The sequence below is a fragment of the Microbispora sp. NBC_01389 genome (genome assembly GCF_045040095.1).
In the GTDB taxonomy this organism is placed as follows: Bacteria; Actinomycetota; Actinomycetes; order Streptosporangiales; family Streptosporangiaceae; genus Microbispora.
The window spans coordinates 5,065,848-5,084,445 of the sequence record NZ_CP109552.1 but is presented as its reverse complement, the minus strand read 5'-3'; the positions used below and the strand labels follow the sequence as shown (position 1 = coordinate 5,084,445).

The 18,598-nt window shown below is 70.6% G+C and carries 9 protein-coding genes; 8 read left to right on the top strand and 1 reads right to left on the bottom strand.

The annotated features are described in order from the left end of the window. Positions 1–134 precede the first annotated feature (134 nt). The 3 genes from OG344_RS22995 (at position 135) to OG344_RS22985 (ending at position 4,630) form a co-directional block, all read left to right on the top strand. Positions 135–2,114: a glycoside hydrolase family 127 protein gene (locus OG344_RS22995; protein ID WP_405084834.1), complete on the top strand. Its 1,980-nt coding sequence runs from the start codon at positions 135–137 to the stop codon at positions 2,112–2,114. Between the two features lie 72 nt (positions 2,115–2,186). Further along, positions 2,187–3,470, top strand: a complete 1,284-nt coding sequence (locus OG344_RS22990) for an extracellular solute-binding protein (protein ID WP_405084833.1) — start codon at positions 2,187–2,189, stop codon at positions 3,468–3,470. Between the two features lie 308 nt (positions 3,471–3,778). After that, positions 3,779–4,630: a carbohydrate ABC transporter permease gene (locus OG344_RS22985; RefSeq protein WP_405084832.1), complete on the top strand. Its 852-nt coding sequence runs from the start codon at positions 3,779–3,781 to the stop codon at positions 4,628–4,630. Here OG344_RS22985 and OG344_RS22980 read toward each other — a convergent pair. Continuing rightward, positions 4,612–6,825, bottom strand: coding sequence for a cellulose binding domain-containing protein (locus OG344_RS22980; protein ID WP_405084831.1), 2,214 nt, complete (start codon positions 6,823–6,825; stop codon positions 4,612–4,614). The genes OG344_RS22985 and OG344_RS22980 overlap by 19 nt on opposite strands. 494 nt (positions 6,826–7,319) lie before the next feature. On the opposite strand from OG344_RS22980, the gene OG344_RS22975 reads away from it, so the two are divergent. The 5 genes from OG344_RS22975 to OG344_RS22955 all read left to right on the top strand — a co-directional run bounded on the left by OG344_RS22975 (position 7,320) and on the right by OG344_RS22955 (position 18,365). Then, entirely contained in the window at positions 7,320–7,724 is a 405-nt protein-coding gene (locus OG344_RS22975; protein WP_405084830.1) for a type II toxin-antitoxin system VapC family toxin, read from the top strand. A 249-nt stretch (positions 7,725–7,973) separates the two neighbouring features. Further along, positions 7,974–8,603, top strand: a complete 630-nt coding sequence (locus OG344_RS22970; protein WP_405084829.1) for an NYN domain-containing protein — start codon at positions 7,974–7,976, stop codon at positions 8,601–8,603. Between the two features lie 501 nt (positions 8,604–9,104). Further along, complete coding sequence (locus tag OG344_RS22965; RefSeq protein WP_405084828.1) at positions 9,105–15,488, top strand: hypothetical protein; 6,384 nt, start codon at positions 9,105–9,107, stop codon at positions 15,486–15,488. After that, on the top strand, positions 15,485–17,533 hold the full coding sequence (locus tag OG344_RS22960; RefSeq protein WP_405084827.1) for an MBL fold metallo-hydrolase: 2,049 nt from the start codon (positions 15,485–15,487) through the stop codon (positions 17,531–17,533). The genes OG344_RS22965 and OG344_RS22960 overlap by 4 nt, the downstream gene beginning before the upstream one ends. 232 nt (positions 17,534–17,765) lie before the next feature. Then, positions 17,766–18,365 carry a hypothetical protein gene (locus OG344_RS22955; protein WP_405084826.1) on the top strand — a complete coding sequence of 200 codons (600 nt, stop codon included), beginning with the start codon at positions 17,766–17,768 and terminating at the stop codon, positions 18,363–18,365. The last annotated feature ends 233 nt before the right edge of the window (positions 18,366–18,598 follow it).

Sequence of the window (18,598 nt, the reverse complement as noted above, 5' to 3'; positions counted from 1 at the left end):
GTGTTGACGCCCCAACACCACATTGGTAGCTTGTCGGCAATCGTTTTCCTTTGTTTCCAGCTGCCCCGGATTTCCCCCCTTCCTCGTTTCCCTGGCCGGCGGTCCCCGCGAGCCTCCCCGCACGAGAGATCAGGATGACCGAGCAGAAGCTGTCAGACCCCCCGCCCCCCGGCCTCGGCCCAAGGGAGTCCACCGCACCGGTCGCCCCGGTCACACCGGTCGCGCCCCGGCCCGGCGCCGTCGTCGCACTGCGGCCGCTCGGCGTGCACGAGGCCCGGCTGGACCCCGGCGGCCTCCTGGGGCGGTGGCAGCGGCGCAACGCCGAGGACACGCTCCCGCACTGCGTGGAGAACCTGCACGCTCACGGCAACATCGCCAACCTCCGCGCGGCGGCGGGCGAGTCCGGCGACGCCTTCACGGGCATGTGGTTCGCCGACTCCGACGTCCACAAGACGCTGGAGGGCGCGGCCTGGGAGCTCGCCTCCTCGCCCGGCGACGCCTCGCTGCGGTCGTTCGTCGACGACACGACCGCGCTGCTCGCCCGCGCCCAGCGACCGGACGGCTACCTCAACTCCTACTTCACCGTCGCCGCGCCCGACCAACGCTGGCGCAGGCCGGAGTGGAGCCACGAGCTGTACTGCGCCGGTCACCTCCTCCAGGCCGCCGTCGCCGCCGCGAGGACCGGCGTCAGCCCCGACCTCGCGGCCGTCGCCCGCCGTTTCGCCGACCTGCTGGTGGAGCGCTTCGGGCCGGGCGGCGCCGAGGAGGTCTGCGGGCACCCGGAGATCGAGACCGCGCTCGCCGAGCTGTACCGGCTGACCGGGCACCGGCCCTACCTCGACCTGGCCCGCCGGTTCCTCGACCTGCGCGGTCGGGGACTGCTCGGGCCCGGCCGGTTCGGCCCCGCGTACTACCAGGACCACGTGCCCGTACGCGAGGCGGCGGAGGTCACCGGGCACGCCGTACGGCAGCTCTATCTCCTCGCCGGGATGGTCGACGTCGGCGTGGAGACCGGCGACCACACACTGCTGGACGCGGCGGAGCGATTGTGGGAGGACGCCGTGCACCGGCGCACCTACGTCACCGGGGCGCACGGGTCGCGCCACCGTGACGAGGCGTACGGCGATCCGTACGAACTGCCGCCGGACCGGGCGTACGCCGAGACCTGCGCGGCGATCGCGAGCTTCCAGTGGAACTGGCGGCTGCTGCTGGCGACCGGCCGCGCCCGGTACGCCGACGAGATGGAGCGGGCGCTGTACAACGCGGTCGCCGTCGCCGTGTCCCTCGACGGCAGGCACTTCTTCTACTCCAACCCCCTGCAGTCGCGCACCGGCCACACCGGCTCCGGGGAGGAGGGGCAGGCGCGGCGGCTGCCCTGGTACTCCTGCGCCTGCTGCCCGCCCAACATCGCCCGGCTGATGGCCTCGCTGCACGGCTACCTGGCCACGGCGGGCGACGACGGCCTGCAGATCCACCTGTACGCCGCGGGCAGCGTGACCGCCGAGGTCGCCGGGGCCGCCGTGCGGGTGGACGTGCGCACCGAATACCCCTGGCAGGGCCGGATCGAGCTCACCGTGACGTCCGAGGCCGACGCCCCCTGGACGCTCGCGCTGCGCGTGCCGGAATGGTGCGACGCGTACGCGGTCCGGATCGGCGGCGGACCGGTGACCGCCCCCGCCCGGGACGGCTACGTACGGCTCACCCGGGTCTGGGCGCCGGGCACGACGGTCGTCCTCGACCTGGAGATGCCGGTCCGGCGGGTGACCGCGCATCCCCGCGTGGACGCGGTGCGCGGCTGCGTCGCCCTGGCCCGGGGACCGCTCGTCTACTGCCTGGAGCAGGCCGACCTGCCGCCCGGCACGGTGCTGGAGGACGTGCGGCTCGACCCCGCCGGCGCCGTCGAGGCGGGGCGCCGGGAGGACCTGCCGGAGTTCCCGGTCGTCCTCACGGCCGGCGGCACGCTCGCCGAGCCCGGCGTCTCCCTGTACGCCGACGCGCCCGCGAGGGAGCGTCACGGCGGCCCGCTCACCCTCACGGCGGTGCCGTACTTCCTGTGGGGCAACCGGAGCGAGGGCCCGATGCGGGTCTGGGTCCCGGTCGCCGCCACGGGATGACCACGCGGCCGCGCCGCATCGGAGAACGCGACAACATCGGCCGGACGCCGGCCGTCAACAGGGAGAACGAACATGGAAAGCCTTGACAGGAGACGGCGGGTCGCCGGCCTGGGCCTGGTGGCCCTCACCGTCGCGGGCGGCCTGACCGCGTGCTCCGGAAGCTCCGGCGAGTCCTCCGGCGGCGATGCTCCGGTGGGCGCGAGCCAGGCGGCCGGCGGCGGGACGTACACGATCTGGGATCCGTACCCGCAGTTCGACGACACCTCCGACTGGGTGAAGCTGCTCGGCCAGTGCGGGACGCAGGCCGGGGTGACCGTCAAGCGGACCGGTTACGACACCACCGACCTGACCAACAAGGCGCTGCTCGCGGCGCAGCAGGGCAACTCGCCGGACGTGCTCATCGTGGACAACCCGGTCGTCTCGACCCTGGCCGAGGCGGGGATGCTGACCTCGACGGACGAGACCAAGATCGACACCTCGGCCGCCTCGCCGAACCTGCTCGCGGCGGGCCAGATCGGCGGCAAGACGTACGGCATCCCGATCGGGGCCAACACCCTCGCGCTGTACTACAACAAGGACGTGCTGAAGAAGGCCGGGGTGGACGCCGGCGGCGTCAAGGACTGGGCGTCGCTGACGGCGGCGCTGGAGAAGGTGAAGGCGGCGGGCAAGAAGGGCATCACGTTCTCCGCGATCGGCACCGAGGAGGGCAGCTTCCAGTTCCTGCCGTGGTTCTGGGGCTCCGGCGCGAACCTGACCAAGCTGGACTCGCCGGAGGGCGTCGCGGCGCTGTCGCTGTGGACCGACTGGGTGAAGAAGGGGTACGCCCCCAACTCGGTGATCAACAACACCCAGACGACCAGCTGGCAGGAGTTCGCGACCGGCGACTTCGCCTTCGCCGAGAACGGCACCTGGCAGCTCGCCAACGCGAAGAAGGCCGGGTTCCCGTACGGCATCATCCCGATCCCCGCCAAGGACGGCGGCGCCGCTCCCGCCCCCACCGGCGGCGAGTTCGTGAGCGTCCCCGTGCAGCAGGACACCGCCCGTTACGCGACGACGCAGAAGCTCGTGACCTGCCTGGCCAGCACCGACAACTCGCTGACCACCGACACCACGTTGTCGTACATCGCCCCGACCGAGGAGGTGCAGGCGAAGCAGGTCGAGCAGAACCCGGACCTGAAGGTGTGGGTGGAGGCGGTCAAGGCGGCCAAGGGCCGCACCAGCGACGACCTCGGCACGAAGTACCCCAAGATCTCCGAGCCCCTGTGGAAGGCGACGCAGGCCGCGTTGAGCGAATCGCAGCCGCCGCAGGAGGCGCTGGCCGCCGCCCAGACCGCGGCGGCCAGCGCCACCCAGTAGGTGCCACGGGCCCGGGGCGCCCGCCCCGGGCCCGGGCCCAAGCCCGTACCCGGCCCACGGACGTCAGAGTCAGGCGAGGGAAAGCATGGAACACGCCACACGGACGCCGGCTCCCCTCCGGCGGGCGACCGGCGGGAGCGGGCCCCGGCGCGCGGGCAGGGCGGCGTCCGCCGGGTTCTCGCCCGCCGTAACCGGCCGGGCCAGTGGGCGGCCTGGGCGTTTCTCACGCCCCTGGTGGCCTACCTGCTCGCGTTCTACGCCTATCCGCTCTACCGGAACGTCGAGCTGAGCCTGCGCGACTACACACCGTGCGGTCGTTCGTACGGGGCGACGCGCCGTTCACCGGGCTCGCCAACTATCTGAAGGTCGTCCGCGACGCGACCTTCGGGCCCGCGCTGTGGCACACGGTGGTGTTCACCGTGGTGTCGCTGGTCTTCCAGTTCACCATCGGGCTCGCCCTCGCGGTGTTCTTCACCCGGCACTTCCGGCTGTCGGCGACGCTGCGCGCGCTGTTCCTGGTGCCGTGGCTGCTGCCGCTGATCGTGTCGTCCTCCACCTGGTCGTGGATGCTCAACAGCGACTCGGGGGTGGTCAACGCCGTCCTAGGCGCGTTGGGCCTCGTTCCGGTCAACTGGCTGACCTCGCCGGACTGGTCGCTGTGGTCGGTCACCATCGCCAACATCTGGATCGGCATCCCGTTTAACCTCGTCGTGCTCCACAGCGGCCTGCAGGCGATCCCGGCGCAGGTCCACGAGGCGGCCGAGATCGACGGGGCGACGGGCTGGACCCGGTTCTGGCAGGTGACGTTCCCCCTGTTGCGGCCGGTCTCGGCGATCACGCTGCTGCTCGGGCTGGTCTACACGCTCAAGGTGTTCGACATCATCTGGATCATGACGAAGGGCGGGCCCAGCGGAGCCTCCACGACGCTGGCCACCTGGTCGTACCGGCTGGGGTTCGGCAACCTGCTCCCGGCGTTCGGGCCCGGCGCCGCGGTCGGCAACCTGCTGATCGTCATCGCGCTGGTCTTCGGGCTGGTCTACATCCGCGTGCAGCGAAGTCCACCTGATGACAGCAGCCTGATGACGGCGACCGCCCGCGCCGGCGTGCTGCCGGCGCGGGCGGTCGGGTGTGACGGCGCGACTCAGGTGAGCTGGATGTAGTCCAGTTCGGCGTTGCCAGTGGCACCGGAGAATCCGGGAGAGCCCTTGGCCAGGCGGATCACGTTGTATCCGGCCTTGAGGCTGACGGTTGTGTCGGTGGTCGCGCCGAACTGGCCCCAGCCGGAGGTGGCCGGGTAGCTGACGGTGCCCCACGATCCGCCGTTCACGGCCAGGCCCTGGGTGGCGGTGGCGCCACCGCCGTTGGCGTAGCCGATGGTCATCGTGTAGGTCCGGGCGGTCGGCACGTTCACCACGAAGTCGACGTAGCTGTCGGTGCTGTGCGTGCTCGTGGCGTTGTCGATGCGGCCCACGTAGCCGCCCTCGGACGCGCTGGAGGCCGTCAGCCGCTGCGCGCGGAAGACCGATCCGTCCTCCGCCTCGTACCGCTGCTGATAGGAGGGCACTCCGCTGGCCGGCTGGACGACCACGTGATATCCGTCGGAGGCGGCCATGTTCGGCACGATCACCAGCAGTTGGTCGCCGGTCACGCGATAGACGGTGCTGGAGACAGGAGTGGCCGCCGGGGCCGAGGTGGAGCGGCTCTGCGTGTGCGTGGACTCCACGGTCACCTGGACGGAGGGGCCGAGCGCGGCGATGCCGGTCAGCCGGACCGTGTTGGTGCCGGCCTCGTTGCCCAGGATCACGTTCACGATCTTGCGGGTGCCGTCGTAGGAAGCGAAGCCGTCCAGCCCGGCCTGGCTCGGCGGGGTGGTGGTGACCATCCGGCCGGCCATGTCGCCGTACCACTTGTAGAGCCACCAGGTCCCGGTGGGCTGGGAGTTGTTGGTCACCAGCCCGTTCATGGTGCCGTACTCGTACCAGAACGCCCGGTGCGCCGACTCCACCCCGGCCCGCTCGAACTTGGCCACGTAGCTGGCGATCCGGCCGGGGACGTCCACCTCGCTCGTCGCGGCGTACTCGTTGATCGAGATCCGCCGGGGGCTGATGCCCAGCGACGACTCCAGCGCGCGGTAGTCGGCGATGTTGGCGGCGATGTTGTCGGGGCTGCCCAGCTCATGCCAGCAGATGATGTCCGGCAGCGTGCCGGCCGCCTTGGCGCTGCTGAGGAACGACGACAGCCACGAGCGGTTGTAGTAGGAGATGCTCGGCCCCACGATCGGCGTCGTGGTGTCCAGTGCCCGCACCGCCCGGAAGGTGCGCGTCCAGCCGTCGTTGAAGGCCCCGGCGTTGGCGGTCTTCCACGTCCAGTCCGGCTCGTTCCACAGCTCCCAGCCGAGGATGTTGCTCACCGAGGTGGCGTTCAGCCGGGCGCGGACCATCGTGTCCACCTTGGCGAGCCAGTCGTTCCAGCTCACCCACTGGTAGGGGAAGTTGGAGTAGATGTCCGGCATCCGGATGTACTCCCCCGCGCCGACCCGGGTGGCCTGCGGCGCCACCAGCAGCGAGTCTCCGCCGGGCGGCTGGCCGTTGGGCCGCTGTCCCACCCCGGGGGCCGGCTGCGTCAGCGAGTTGACCTTCAGCGGCAGCAGGGTGGAGTCCGCCGGCCTGCTGTTCTCCGCCAGGCCGTACAGACCGCCGGTCGCGACGTGGGTGACCGGCCGGAACGGAGAGCCGGCGGCCACGGTGAGCACCTTGCCCACGGGGTTCGCCGGAGGCGGGCTGCCCGAGGGGCTTGGCGACGGGCTTGGTGAAGGGCTCTGGGACGGGCTCGGTGAGGGGCTTGGCGAGGCGCTCGGTGAAGGGCTCTGGGACGGGCTTTGTGAAGGGGATGCGCTCGGACTTGGGCTGGGCGACCGGGTGGGGCTCGCCGACGGGCTGCTGACGGCGCCGGTGCAGGGGGTGCCGTTGAGGGCGAAGTTCGCGGGGACGGGGTTGGAGCCGTTCCAGGACGCGTTGAAGCCGAAGCCGGCCGAGCCGCCGGTGGGGATGGAGGCGTTGTAGCCGGCGTCGGTGACGGTGACCTGCGCGCCCGACTGGGTGTAGCTGCCGTTCCAGAGCTGGGAGATGGCCTGCCCGGCGCCGAACGTCCAGGTCAGCTTCCAGCCGCTGACCGGGTCACCGAGGTTGTCGACGCCGACGCTCGCGCCGAAACCGCCCGGCCACTCGCTGCTGATCGTGTAGGTGACCTTGCAGCCGGCCGCCGCCTGGGCGGCCGGCGAGAGGGTGAGGGCGGTGGCCCCGGCACAGAGGACGGCGGCCAGCGCCGTCCCCGATCGATGGGAGAAGAGTCGCATGTGTGTCCTCGAAGGCGGTGGTGGATTGGAGAGGAGAGCCTGAGCGGGAGCCGCCGAGGCGGGGCGCGAAGTTGCCGAGATACCGGTTTCCGGCTGGTTGCCGATGGCGGGGCGACTGACCGGGGAACGAAAACCTTCACGCACTCCACGTGCCACATTCGCCGCATCGCCGCTCGTGGTGAGCCCGACAAACGATTTCCTTCGTAGTGACTTCGGGTTCGCAGGCGGACCGTACGCACGTCCTGGTTCGGGCGTCAACGGACGGGCCGGCGGCGCACGACGGGGCACTCGGCACGGCACGGTCCCGGTGCCGCCCACGGGGCCTGTCGCGTCTGGCCGCGATCGAAGTTCGGCTGAAAGTTACACGGACCGGCGACGGCCGACGTGCCGCGCGAGCAGACCGCCCAGCGGCGCTCTCAGGGCCGCTCGCACCAGAGCAACCGGTGACCAGCCGGTAGTGCTGTGAGCCGACGGTGCTGTGGGAGGCTGCTCGCATGACACGCTTCGTCGTCGACGCTCCGGTCGCCGTCCGGCTCGCGACCGGCGGTCTGGCGATTCCACCGGGTCATGCGCTGTTCGCGCCGGCGTTGCTGCGATCCCAGGCACTCGCGCTCGTGTACGGCTCCGTCCGCCGAGGCGACATCGATGAGCGGGCGGCGAGGACGATCCTCGACGGCATCCGTTCGTTGCGTATCCGGCTGCTCGGGGACCGCGTGCTCCAATCCGTCGCCTGGGAGGTCGCCCGCACGCTGGGCTGGCCGGACACTTACAGGGCGGAGTACATCGCGCTGACCCGGCTCCAGGCGGACGCGCTGGTGACCTTCGACGACGAGCTCTCCGAGGCGGCGAGCACGATGGTCGCGACCGCTCCCCTGACCCAGGTGCTCCAGGCGCCGTAACCAATCCGCGGCGAGTCGCTCACAGCCGCGTGTCCGGCCTCACCGGACCGGGCCCCGCGAAGCGGCCGTAGGTTCCAGGCCACAGGGACAGGCGGCCGAGATCGTCCACCCGATCTCCGCCCAGGTCCCGCGCGTCGAGCCCGGTCGCGGCGGCCGGTCGGCGAGCAGCCTGGCTGGACCGCTCCGCACCCGCACTCCCGTTCGACCAATCCCAGGCGTCCTAACTTTCCGTGACGTTATATTTACACTGTGCTAACCAGCGTCTACATCGACGGGTTCAACCTCTACTACGGCTCCCTCAAGGGCACCCCATACAAGTGGTTGGACCTCGATGCCCTCTCCCGCCGTCTCCTGCCGCGGGACAACATCCGTCACATCCGCTACTTCACCGCCCGCACAACACCGAGGATCGGCGATAACGGCCATAGCCGGCAGGAGATCTACCACAGGGCGCTTGCCACAATTCCTCACTTGAGCATCCATCTGGGGTACTTCCAGCAGACGATCACTCGAATGCCACTGGCCTACCCACGACCAGGTGGTCCTACTACCGTGGAGGTGATCAAGACCGAAGAGAAAGGGTCGGACGTCAACCTCGCCGCCCATCTCATCGCCGACGCGTTCCTCGGCGACTGCGACATCGCTGTGGTTGTCAGCAACGACGGCGACCTGGCCGAGCCCATCCGCATCGTTCGCCACCAACTGGGCCTGCCGGTGGGCGTCCTCAACCCCTTCCCCGTAACGCGGCGCGCACGGGCGCTGGAGAGGGTCCCTCCGTCGTTCTTCAAACAGATCCGGCCCAGCGAGCTGCGGGTGTCCCAGTTTCCGGAAGTGGTTCACGACCGACAGGGAAAAATCACTCGCCCATTCGACTGGTGAATCGACGGAGAAAAAACCAGGGCCTCGCCCGATGGACGAGGCCCACGCCCACCCATCGAAATGAGTGGGGCGACTGAGACCAGTAAACCGCTCCCCGAGGGTGCACGTCAACTCACTCAGAGCAACAGTCCTCGCCCTGTATGCCGTCGGCGCCGAGTCGTCCGCGCACAGCGGTACCGCCGATCGCCAGAAGTCGGAACGCTCCAGGGGTCCACGCTCGCCTGCCTCCACGGCGACGCCCACCGCTTGGCCTATATGTACATATACGACCGATTTGCACGGGTTTACCTGTGAATCGCGTTCACCGTTGCCTCTTGCAGGCAGTCCGAGTATGGTCTCTTTCGTCCACCGGGTATCCCGTGCGCCGATCCTTGGCCGGCAGGGACTTGTCACCCCTCCTGCGCGGCCCTCACCCAGCCGTACTTCGCCCGGACCCGGCGGCATGATCGACGCTTCTCTGTCCACGGACGGTTCGCGCCCCACGAAAAGAAGGGGGACACGATGCGGCGTATCTGCAACGGAAAGGGCCCGCATGACCGGCACCCCGCGCCACTCGGTGACGTCGGCGCCCTGACCGCGTTCGCACAGGTCGGCCTGATCACGGCGGATGTGACGACCCGCGTGACCCCGGACGACCTGATGGTCATCCGCCACTACCCGCCGATGGTCCGCAAAGGTGTACTGAGCCACGTCAGACTCGGCGACGCCAGGCCGATACCCCGGCCCGCGCTCATCAACCTCGTCCGCATTCTCCAGGGCAACGACGGGAGACTGCCGACCTCCCTGGCCTGTGCGCTGAGCATGCCTTTCCTGCAGGGCTTCGACAACCACGACAACCTCTCCGAGGTCGCGTGCGCCCGCCTGCTGAGCCCCGCCGACGGCGCCGACGCCCTCTCCGCGGCCCCTGTGCTCACCCGGACGCTGACCACTGCCCAGGGTCTCGGCGAGAGCATGATCGATCTCGTCCTCGCCCACATCTACTCCCACGACCTGCCGCTGTCGGCCGTGGCGCTCGCCCTGCTCGTGGGCTCCACCGACCGGATGGATCCCGCCGCGGCGGACGCGGTCCGGTCCGCCTGGCGGGAACTTTGTGCCGGTCATCCCGTGCTTCCCGAAACGCCCATCACATTCTCCCGGCTCCGGGAGGCCGCCCTGTCCCTCCCATCCCATGGGTCGCTCCAGACCCCCCACGCCGACGCGTCTCATGACGAAGAGGAAGAGATGCTCCCGATCATTCGCGAAGCCGCTGAGAACGATCAGCGATCGTCCGCCTCGACGCTACGTGAGGAACTCGATCTCCTGCGCCGGACGCTCGGCAACGCCACGGACGCCGCCGACCGGATCCGGCGGGCATTCGCCGACGCCGGACGGCCTCTCGACGAGGATGTCGAGATGATCCTGCGCGGCGTGCAGGAGTTCGACGGGCTGCGAAGCAGGATCGAGGCCGTAAGCGGGTCCACGCTCTCCGGCACGACCGCCGACTCGCTCCAGCACGAGATCGTCCAGCTCGAATCCGCGGACGCCCGGCGCAGACGAATCCTCGCCCTGGCCCACATCGACGGTCCGTCAAGTCTCGAAGGTCTCCTGCAAACGGTCCGCGAGGCGGCTACGGTCGAGAGCCCGGTCCTGGAGTCGCTGGCGGAGCTCATCAGTCTGGCCCGCGACCCTGGCGACGACTCCCTGGACCAGATCGCCGACGTGCAGGACCGCTTTCTCCGGGAGGCGCCCCCCGAACTGCGGAAGCTGGGTCCGGCCGCCGTCCGGGGTCTGCTGACGGTTCCGGACCCGGCCGACGTGATCCTTCCGGCCCTCCCGTCCGGCGGTGCGCCTCAGGGGAAGGGCGACGACAACGCGGCCACCACACCGGACGGCGCACCGTCCGAAGGCTCCACGCACGCCGACCGGGCGCAGGATGACGAGGGAGGGGTCGCCCCGCAGCCGGACGAGCCGCGGGCACCCTTCTCGCCGTCCGCCGCGGCGGTTCCGCCCGAGCCGGCGCACGTAGGCGGGAACGCCGGCCCGGACGTCCCCGCCGAGCCGCAGGACCCGGACGAGCCGCACGGCACCAACGAGCCGCACGCCATCGACGAGCCGGACGTGCTCGCGGACCTGGACGCCTTCATCGAGACCGTGGCGCCGTCCATCAAGAACCCGCCGCCTCCGGTGAGGAGCGGTGCGACCGCACCGCAGGATCTCGGCCCTTCCTCCGGCACGGAGACGACCGCGAACGGCGCGAACGGCGCGAACAACGGCGCCGAGGGGGAACCCGCCCGGCGGGCCTTCTCCTCCGGCGGCACCGCGGAGACGACCAGCACAGAGCCAACCAGCACAGAGCCGACCGCCACCGGGCCGGCCAGTGCCGAGCCGACCAGCATCGAGCCGACCAGTGCCGAAGCCGGGGCCGAGGCCGCCGCGCTCCGCGCCGGGCGGTTCGGGTTGGCGGCGTGGCTGCGTGAGGCGGCCGGTCGATCGCCCGCGGAGGTGAGCGCGCGGCGGTGCGCCGCGATCGCCGCCGAGATGAGCGAGTTCGCCGGCCGGCTGTCGGCCGCCTTCACCGAAGCCGCCGGGAACGTGACCATGAGGGCTCTCGGCGACGACACTCCGGGCCAGTTGCTGGCCTGGGCCGCCGCGCTGCGCAGCGGCCTGGTTCACCCCACCCCGGAGGCGACCCGTCTGCTGGGCGAGCTGTCTCCGGCGCTGTCGCGCTATCGCGGTCTCAGGGCGTACGGCGAGGCGTTCCGCGCGATGGCGGAGAACGGAGCCTATCTGGTGCCCGGCCTGTCCGGACGGATGCACGACGCCTCACAGGCGGACGAAAGCCGGGAGCGGGCCACCGCCGCCGCGGCCAGGTTCCTGGAGGAGGGCCCATCTCAGAAGATCAAGTACGCGCTTGCCACCGAGGTCTGGAAGACCCTGATCCTGGACGACTCCTCGGGCCCGGGGAAGCTGCTGGCGATCGCCGCCCGCAATGACGAGTCTCTTGTCGACGAGACCGAACGCGAGCTCGACCGGATCAGAACCGGCGGCGAGATCGACCGGCTGATCGACGAGACGGGCAAGGCCCGGGCCTCCCGTAAGGGAGCCGACCGCATCCACTCCGGCGCGAGGGCGAAACTGATCGAGAAGATCGAGAAGGCGCTCGACCTCGTGGCCGGCTGGGTCGCCGCCGTGAAGAAGGTGGAGTCATTCCAGACGGACGGCTCCGGCGTCTCCCGGGTCGTCCGGCACCTCCACGAACTCCGCACGACCGTACACGAGAATCGGACACGGGTGGAGGAGGAGATCGCCGACCTGGAGGCCTCCGCCGACCCGCTCGTCGCCGCGGCGGCGAGGGGGGTCTCGCTGCTGGTCCGCGACACCCTGCGACTGCTGGACGGCGGGCCGCTCACCCAACCGGAGCCGCTGATCAGCCACCTGCTCAACGGCGACCTGCTCCTGTCTCCAGCCATCGGCTTCGACGGGGACACGGTCACGCCGCGCGCCCGGCCCGCGCTGGACGACCTGCTCCCCCTCTGCGCCGGCGACCGCGACTGGCGGGCGGCCTTCGAGGCCCGCGCCGGGGCAGGCGACCACCGCGGCACGCGGGCCCTCGTGTCGGTGCTGTCCCAGCAGGACCACACTCTCCACGCCGAGCTCCGCCAGCGCAGGGACAAGCTGGTCGACGAGGCCCGGCACAAGCGTGACGACCGCGTCGACGGCATCCAGGACCGGATCGCGGAGTGGCGCCGGGCGGGAGTGCTCCCCGAGGTGACGGCCAACCGGTTCTCCGCCGCGCTCCAGGCCCTCGGCAACGACGAGCGGGACGACTTCGACGTCATCACCCGCGAGCTCGACGTGCTGGAGCGGGACGCCGCGCGGGTCCGCGACGAGCAGATCGCCGCGGAGCTGGCCGTGCTGACCACCCTGAGCGCCGAGAACGCCGACGTCGCCGCCGTCCGGGACCGCATCGGCACCTACATCGAGGACGGTGACCTGACCACCGCCCGCGAGTTCACGGCCCAGGCGAAGAGCGGCAAACGGCTGCCGGAGATCTCGGACACGGTTCACCACCTGGAGCGGTTCTTCCCGGACTTCCCGCAGGCCTTCGAGAAGATGTCCGCCCGGCTGCCCGCCAGCCAGAAGGGGCAGGAAGGGGCGGAGTGGCTGCAACGGCTCAAGGAGGCGCTCCGTACGGGCCAGGAGGTCGGCGAGCGCGAGCTGAGCGCCCTCCTGCGGAGGACCGAGCTGTCGATCTCCGGCGTGCCGCGTACCCGGCGAGCCGTCGCGGGAGAGGGTCTGCGTCTCTGGCACGCCGTATCCCAGGGACCGAAGGCGGCGGGCAACCTCAGGTCCGCCGTCAGCGCCATCCTGCAGGTGATCGGCTTGGAAGGGGAGCAGGGGGCGTCCCGGGCCGAGCGGGACCGGCTCTGGATCACGCTCGACCAGGTGCGCACGATCATGGACCCGCAGCTGCCGGTCTTCGGCTCCCGGATGAGCCCGTCGGGTGACCGGCTCCAGCTCCTGCTGGTGTGGCGGCCGCCCGGGCCGCAGCAGGTCGTCGAGTGGCTGAAGGACCAGCCGGCCGACCAGACCGTCCTCGTTCTGTACTTCGGCGTGCTCACCGTGGAGCAGCGCCGCCAGCTGGCCGCGGTGAGCCGCAGACGTCCCACGCCGGTCGCGGCGTTCCTGGACGACGCCGCGATCAGCTACCTCGCCTGCCTGCCCGACGCGGACTGGAGCACGACGGTGAGCCTGCTGGCCCCGTTCACCGCCACCAATCCGTACGCGCCGACGGGCGACGTTCCGGAGGAGATGTTCTACGGCCGCCGGGACCAACTGCAGGAGGTGATCAGCCGGGCGGGATCCTCCTTCGTCTACGGCGGGCGGCAGCTCGGCAAGTCCGCACTGCTGCGCAAGGCCGAGCGGCACATCCGCAAGACCGACCCGAACCGGGTGGTCGTCTCCGAGGTCATCCAGAACATCGGCAAAATCGAGTCGGTCGCCGCGTTGTGGCGGACCCTCGCCGACCGGCTCAGGCAGGCCGAGGTCCTGCCGCTGTCCTCGGCGCCCTCTGCCGGCCCGGAGGAGATCTGCCGAGGCGTGAAGGAGTGGATCGAGGCCGACCCGGCGCGGCAGCTGCTGATCCTGCTGGACGAAGCCGACGAGTTCCTCAACGCCGACGCGCGGGACGCGTCCTTCGGCAACGTCATCTCGCTGCGCAACCTCATGAACGAGACGGACCGGCGGGTGAAGATGGTCTTCGCCGGTCTCCACCAGACGGCGCGCTTCGAAAGCCTGCCCAACCAGCCGCTCGCGCATCTGGGCACCCCCATCGCGGTCGGCCCGCTCGACCCGCAGGACGCGTACAGCCTGCTGACCAAGCCCCTGGAGGCGCTCGGGTTCAGGTTCTCCCCCCGTCTGGGGGCGCGCGTGATCGCGGAGGCGAACAACGCTCCGGCCCTCATCCAGCTGTTCGCCGACGCCCTGCTGACCCGGCTGCGCCGGAGCTCGGCGACGCACACGGCCCTGCCGTACGAGATCACGCGCGAGGACGTGGAGGCGGTCTGGCGGGACAACAAGCTGGCGCGCGGCTTCCATGACCGCTTCGAATGGACCCTGAACCTCGACAAGCGATACAAGGTCATCGCCTACACGGTCGCGTTCCACGCGCTCGACGAGGGCGCCGTCGGCGAGCTGACGGCCGAGCGGCTACGGGCCGAATGCCTGACCTGGTGGCCGCACGGATTCGCGGACTCGACCAGCGATGGGTTCCGCGGGCTGCTGGACGAATGCGTCAACCTCGGCGTCCTCGCCGCGGACGGCGAACACTACCGGCTGCGCACCCCGCACATCCTCAACCTGCTGGGCGGAGCCGACGAGGTGGTGACCGTGCTCGATCAGGCCGAGACGTTCGAGCGGCCCGAGGAGTTCGACGCGCAGGCCTACCGCGACCCTTACACGGGAAACGACGAGCGCTCCCCTCTCGCGGGCAGTCAGGTGACGCGGCTGCTCGGCCGCCGCAACACGCTGCATCTCATCGCCGGTTCCCCGGCCCTGCAGATCGACCGGGTGGCCGCCGCTCTGGAGGAGACGGCTTCCCACACCGGACAGGCCCGGACGCTCCGAGTCGGGGTGGACGGTCTCACTCTCGAAGGAGCACTGCAGCGCGCCGAGCTGAGTTTCGACCACGACATCGTGATCGTCGACCTCGCCGGCCAGCAGTCCACGAAGGCGGCCGCCTTCGTACGGAAGGCGGCGGAGGCGATCACGGCGCCGACCAAGGGAACCCGGTCCATCGCCCTCGTGGCGCCGCCCGAGTGCGCCTCGGAGTGGCTCTCGGCGGGGCGCGGGGCCGACGCGGGAGGCGACGGCTCCGGCGGCCTGACCGGCCGCGCCGAGCTGATCGAGCTCCAGCGCTTCAACCAGGCCGCCGTACGGCAGTGGATGCACGAGGTCGACCTCGGTTTCCGGGACAGGTCGAGTCAGGACGCGCTGCTGCGCACCACCGGCGGCTGGCCGTTGCTGATCAGCAGGGTGGTCCGGACGCTGGCCGCCCGCGACACCGACCCCGAACACGCTCTGGAGCGCTGCCGCGACTACCTGGCCGAGGCTCCGGAGGAGTTCGTCCGGTCGACCGGGGTGCTCGCCGGCCCGGCGCTCGACGCCGCGTGGCAGATTCTGGTGGAGATCCTCGACGCCGCGGAGAGCCCGGAGACGCTCGCCGGCATCCTCGCCGACGACACCCGGCTGTCCGAGCCGAATCTCCTGGAGGAGGGCTTCACCTCGACCGCGGACCTGGTGGAGGTGCTGCGGATTCTCGGCGCGCTGGTTCCCCAGGACGACGGGACGCTGCAGCCGGAGCCCGTCCTTCTGCAGGCCACCCTGCGGATGGGGCTCTCGCGGTGACGGACCTTCTCCTCCCGGTTCTGCACGCCGCGGCGGAGGTGATCCTCTCCCGGCCGGGGATGGCCGGGAGAGGACACGACGCGAAGCGGTTCACCGCCGACAACCGCCAAATGATCGTCGACGCGCTGGTCCGGGTGCCGGCCCTCCGCGCCCGGCTCCGCGAGGACCTGTCCGACGACCGCGGCCAGCCGGACGCGAAGGCCGTCGTCATCCTGCTCCTCTCGCCCGACGACGACGTCGTCCGGGCCGGCTTACGCCTCGCGGAGCGGTTGAACAGGGAGAGCGCCACGCGCCGCACCCTGCGCAAGCGCCATCAGGAGAAGACCGACGATCTCCGGGCCAGGCTGGCGACGGCCAAGGGGCGGCACGAGCACTCCGACCAGGCCTTCCAGAGCGCCAGGAGCGCGCTCGCCGACGCCGAGAAGCGGGCCGAGGAGCTGGACACCCAGGTGGCGGCGTTGCAACGGCGGCTGCGCGATCCCCGCGTGCTGGCGTCCACCCTGCTGGCGGTCCTGCAGCGGGCCCCCGACGCCGACGACGAGGGACCGGAGGCACGGGACCCGCGCAACGTCCGGACCGTACCGGACAAGGAGTCCGAGGCTCCCCTCGTCCGCGCGGCGCGGACCGCCGGCATCGCGCCGGAGGTTCTCGCGACGGCGCTCCAGACCCTGGCCGCGCCCCCGCGCCCGGTGCCGGCGCCGCATCGGGTGACCGTGACCGGCGAACGTCACCTGCGCGTTCACCCCCTGGGAGGCGCCGAGGAGATCGGCGGGTCCTGCGTGCTCGTCGAGGCGGGCGGGACCCGCCTGCTCGTCGACGCCGGGCTGCGGCCCGGCGACCCGGCGCTTCCGCCGCGCGACGTCGACCAGGCCCTGACCGGGCCGGTCCACGCCGTCGTGGTCACCCACGCGCACACCGACCACTGCGGCTACGTCCCTGCCCTGGTCGAATGCCTGCCGGATCTGCGGATCCTGGCCACTCCGGAGACGACCGCGCTGATGCCCCGGATGTGGGCCGACTCGGCGAAGCTGATGAGCGAGCGGGAACGGCTCCACCACCGATGGGGCGCGGACGGCGCGGTCCTGTACTCGCGCCGTGCGGTGGAGGCGGCCGTACAGCGCTGCGAGGAGGTCCCGTTCGGCGCCGTACGCAGGATCGGTGATCTCTCGGTGGAGCTGTTCCCGGCCGGGCACATCCTCGGCGCCGCCGGAGTCGTCGTCCGGGCCGGGGACCAGCGCGTCGTCGTCACGGGTGACATCTCCGGCTTCCGCCAGGAGACCGTGGACGGCTACTCCCTGCCCGACTCGGCCCGCGAGGCGGATCTCCTCGTCATGGAGTCCACCTGCTGCGCTGAGGATCACAGCGCACGCGAGACTCGTGTCACCGACCTCGTCCGGGCGGTCGAGGAGGTGTACACGGCCGGCGGGCGGGTGCTCATCCCGGCCTTCGCGCTGGGCCGGGCGCAGGAACTCGCAATGATCATGCGCAGGCATCTGCCGCACGTGCCGGTGCTGCTCGACGGGATGGCCGCCGATGTGACGTCGTCCTTCGAGCGCGTCACTGCGGACCGGCCGGCTCCGCTGCGCGTCCTCGGCGACGGCGTGGCCCGCGCACGGCGTCCCGGTGACCTGGAAGCGTTCACCTCCGGGGTCGTGATCACGACGTCGGGCATGCTCACCGGGGGTCCCGCCGTGCAGTGGGCCGCCCGGATCCTGCCGGAGCCCCGCAGCGCGTTGTTCCTCTCCGGCTACCAGGACGAGGAGTCCCCCGGCGCCAGGCTGCTCCAACTGGTCGAGAAGCAGGCACCCTACCTGTCCGTCAACGATCACGGCGTGCAGAAGGAGATCCCGCTGCGCGCCCGCGTCGAGATGATCCGCCTGTCCGCCCACGCCGACAGACGGGGGCTTCTGGACATCGCCGACGAGGTGGGCGCCCGTGAGGTGATGCTCGTACACGGCCTGCGCCAGCGCCAGCGAGACTTCGCCAAGGTCCTGCAGGTCCGCGGCCACGCCCCGGCGACAACCGCCCAATGGGGCGGCAACTGACTTACACCCCCCGCAAGAACCGACTGACCTGCGCCACTCTCCTCGCACTCACTCTCGTTCTTCGGATGGACCGCTTGCCTCCTTGGGTCCAGCGGTTTCTTTCTCATGCACTACTACAGCCACGGCGGCCGGAACTATTACCGAAACCAGTCATAGAGTTGTGTGTTCGGTTCACAGCCTGATCTACTTTGAAAGCTTCAATGACTGGACGCCCCCTTCGAGGAGAACGCTCATGTTCCGCCGTACGCTCGCCGTCCTGACCCTGGTGGCCGCCGCGCTCATCGCCCCGGCCACCGCGCACGCCGACACCACCTACCGCGGCGAGGGCGACGACGTCGTCCGCATCCACGCCACGAAGAAGCCCGGCCTCATCCGCTTCACGCACAACGGCGAGTCGAACTTCATCGTGCGCACGGTCGATCCCCGCGGAAAGGCCAGGGAGTACCTGGTGAACGAGATCGGCCCCTACAAGGGGACGGTGCTCTACAACGACTACGGCACCAAGGGCACGAGCGCACTGGAGATCAAGGCCGACGGATCCTGGACCGCGACGTTCCTCCCGTTGAGCAAGGCACGCTGCTGGTGCTCGGTGACGATCCGGGGCACCGGCGACCAGATCCTCAAGCTCTCCCCCACCCGCGGACTGCGCACCCTCCATGCCGCGCACAACGGCGAGTCGAACTTCATCGTGCACGCCTACACCCGCATCGGCTCGTACGGGGACCTGCTCTTCAACCAGATCGGCACGTATCGGGGCAAGGCCCTTCTGCCTGTCGGCACCCGGCTCGTCAGCGTCCACGCGGACGGCGCCTGGACCCTCACCCGCCGCTGAAACCGCTGGAGACAAGACCGAGCCGTACGAGTAGAACCGAGCGACAGCAGGGTTGGCGTTTCCGAACGTTTCAGGTGGAGACCGTACGCCGCCGGCGGCCTTCGCGGGGCTGACCTGAAAGGAGACGACGTCTCCTTCGCATCGTCACGACATGGCGTCAGGGCGCGTTTGACTCCAGCGTGTTCGCGTTCTTAGCGTCCCATGACGTCGGCCCCCACCAGGTTGGACGGTTC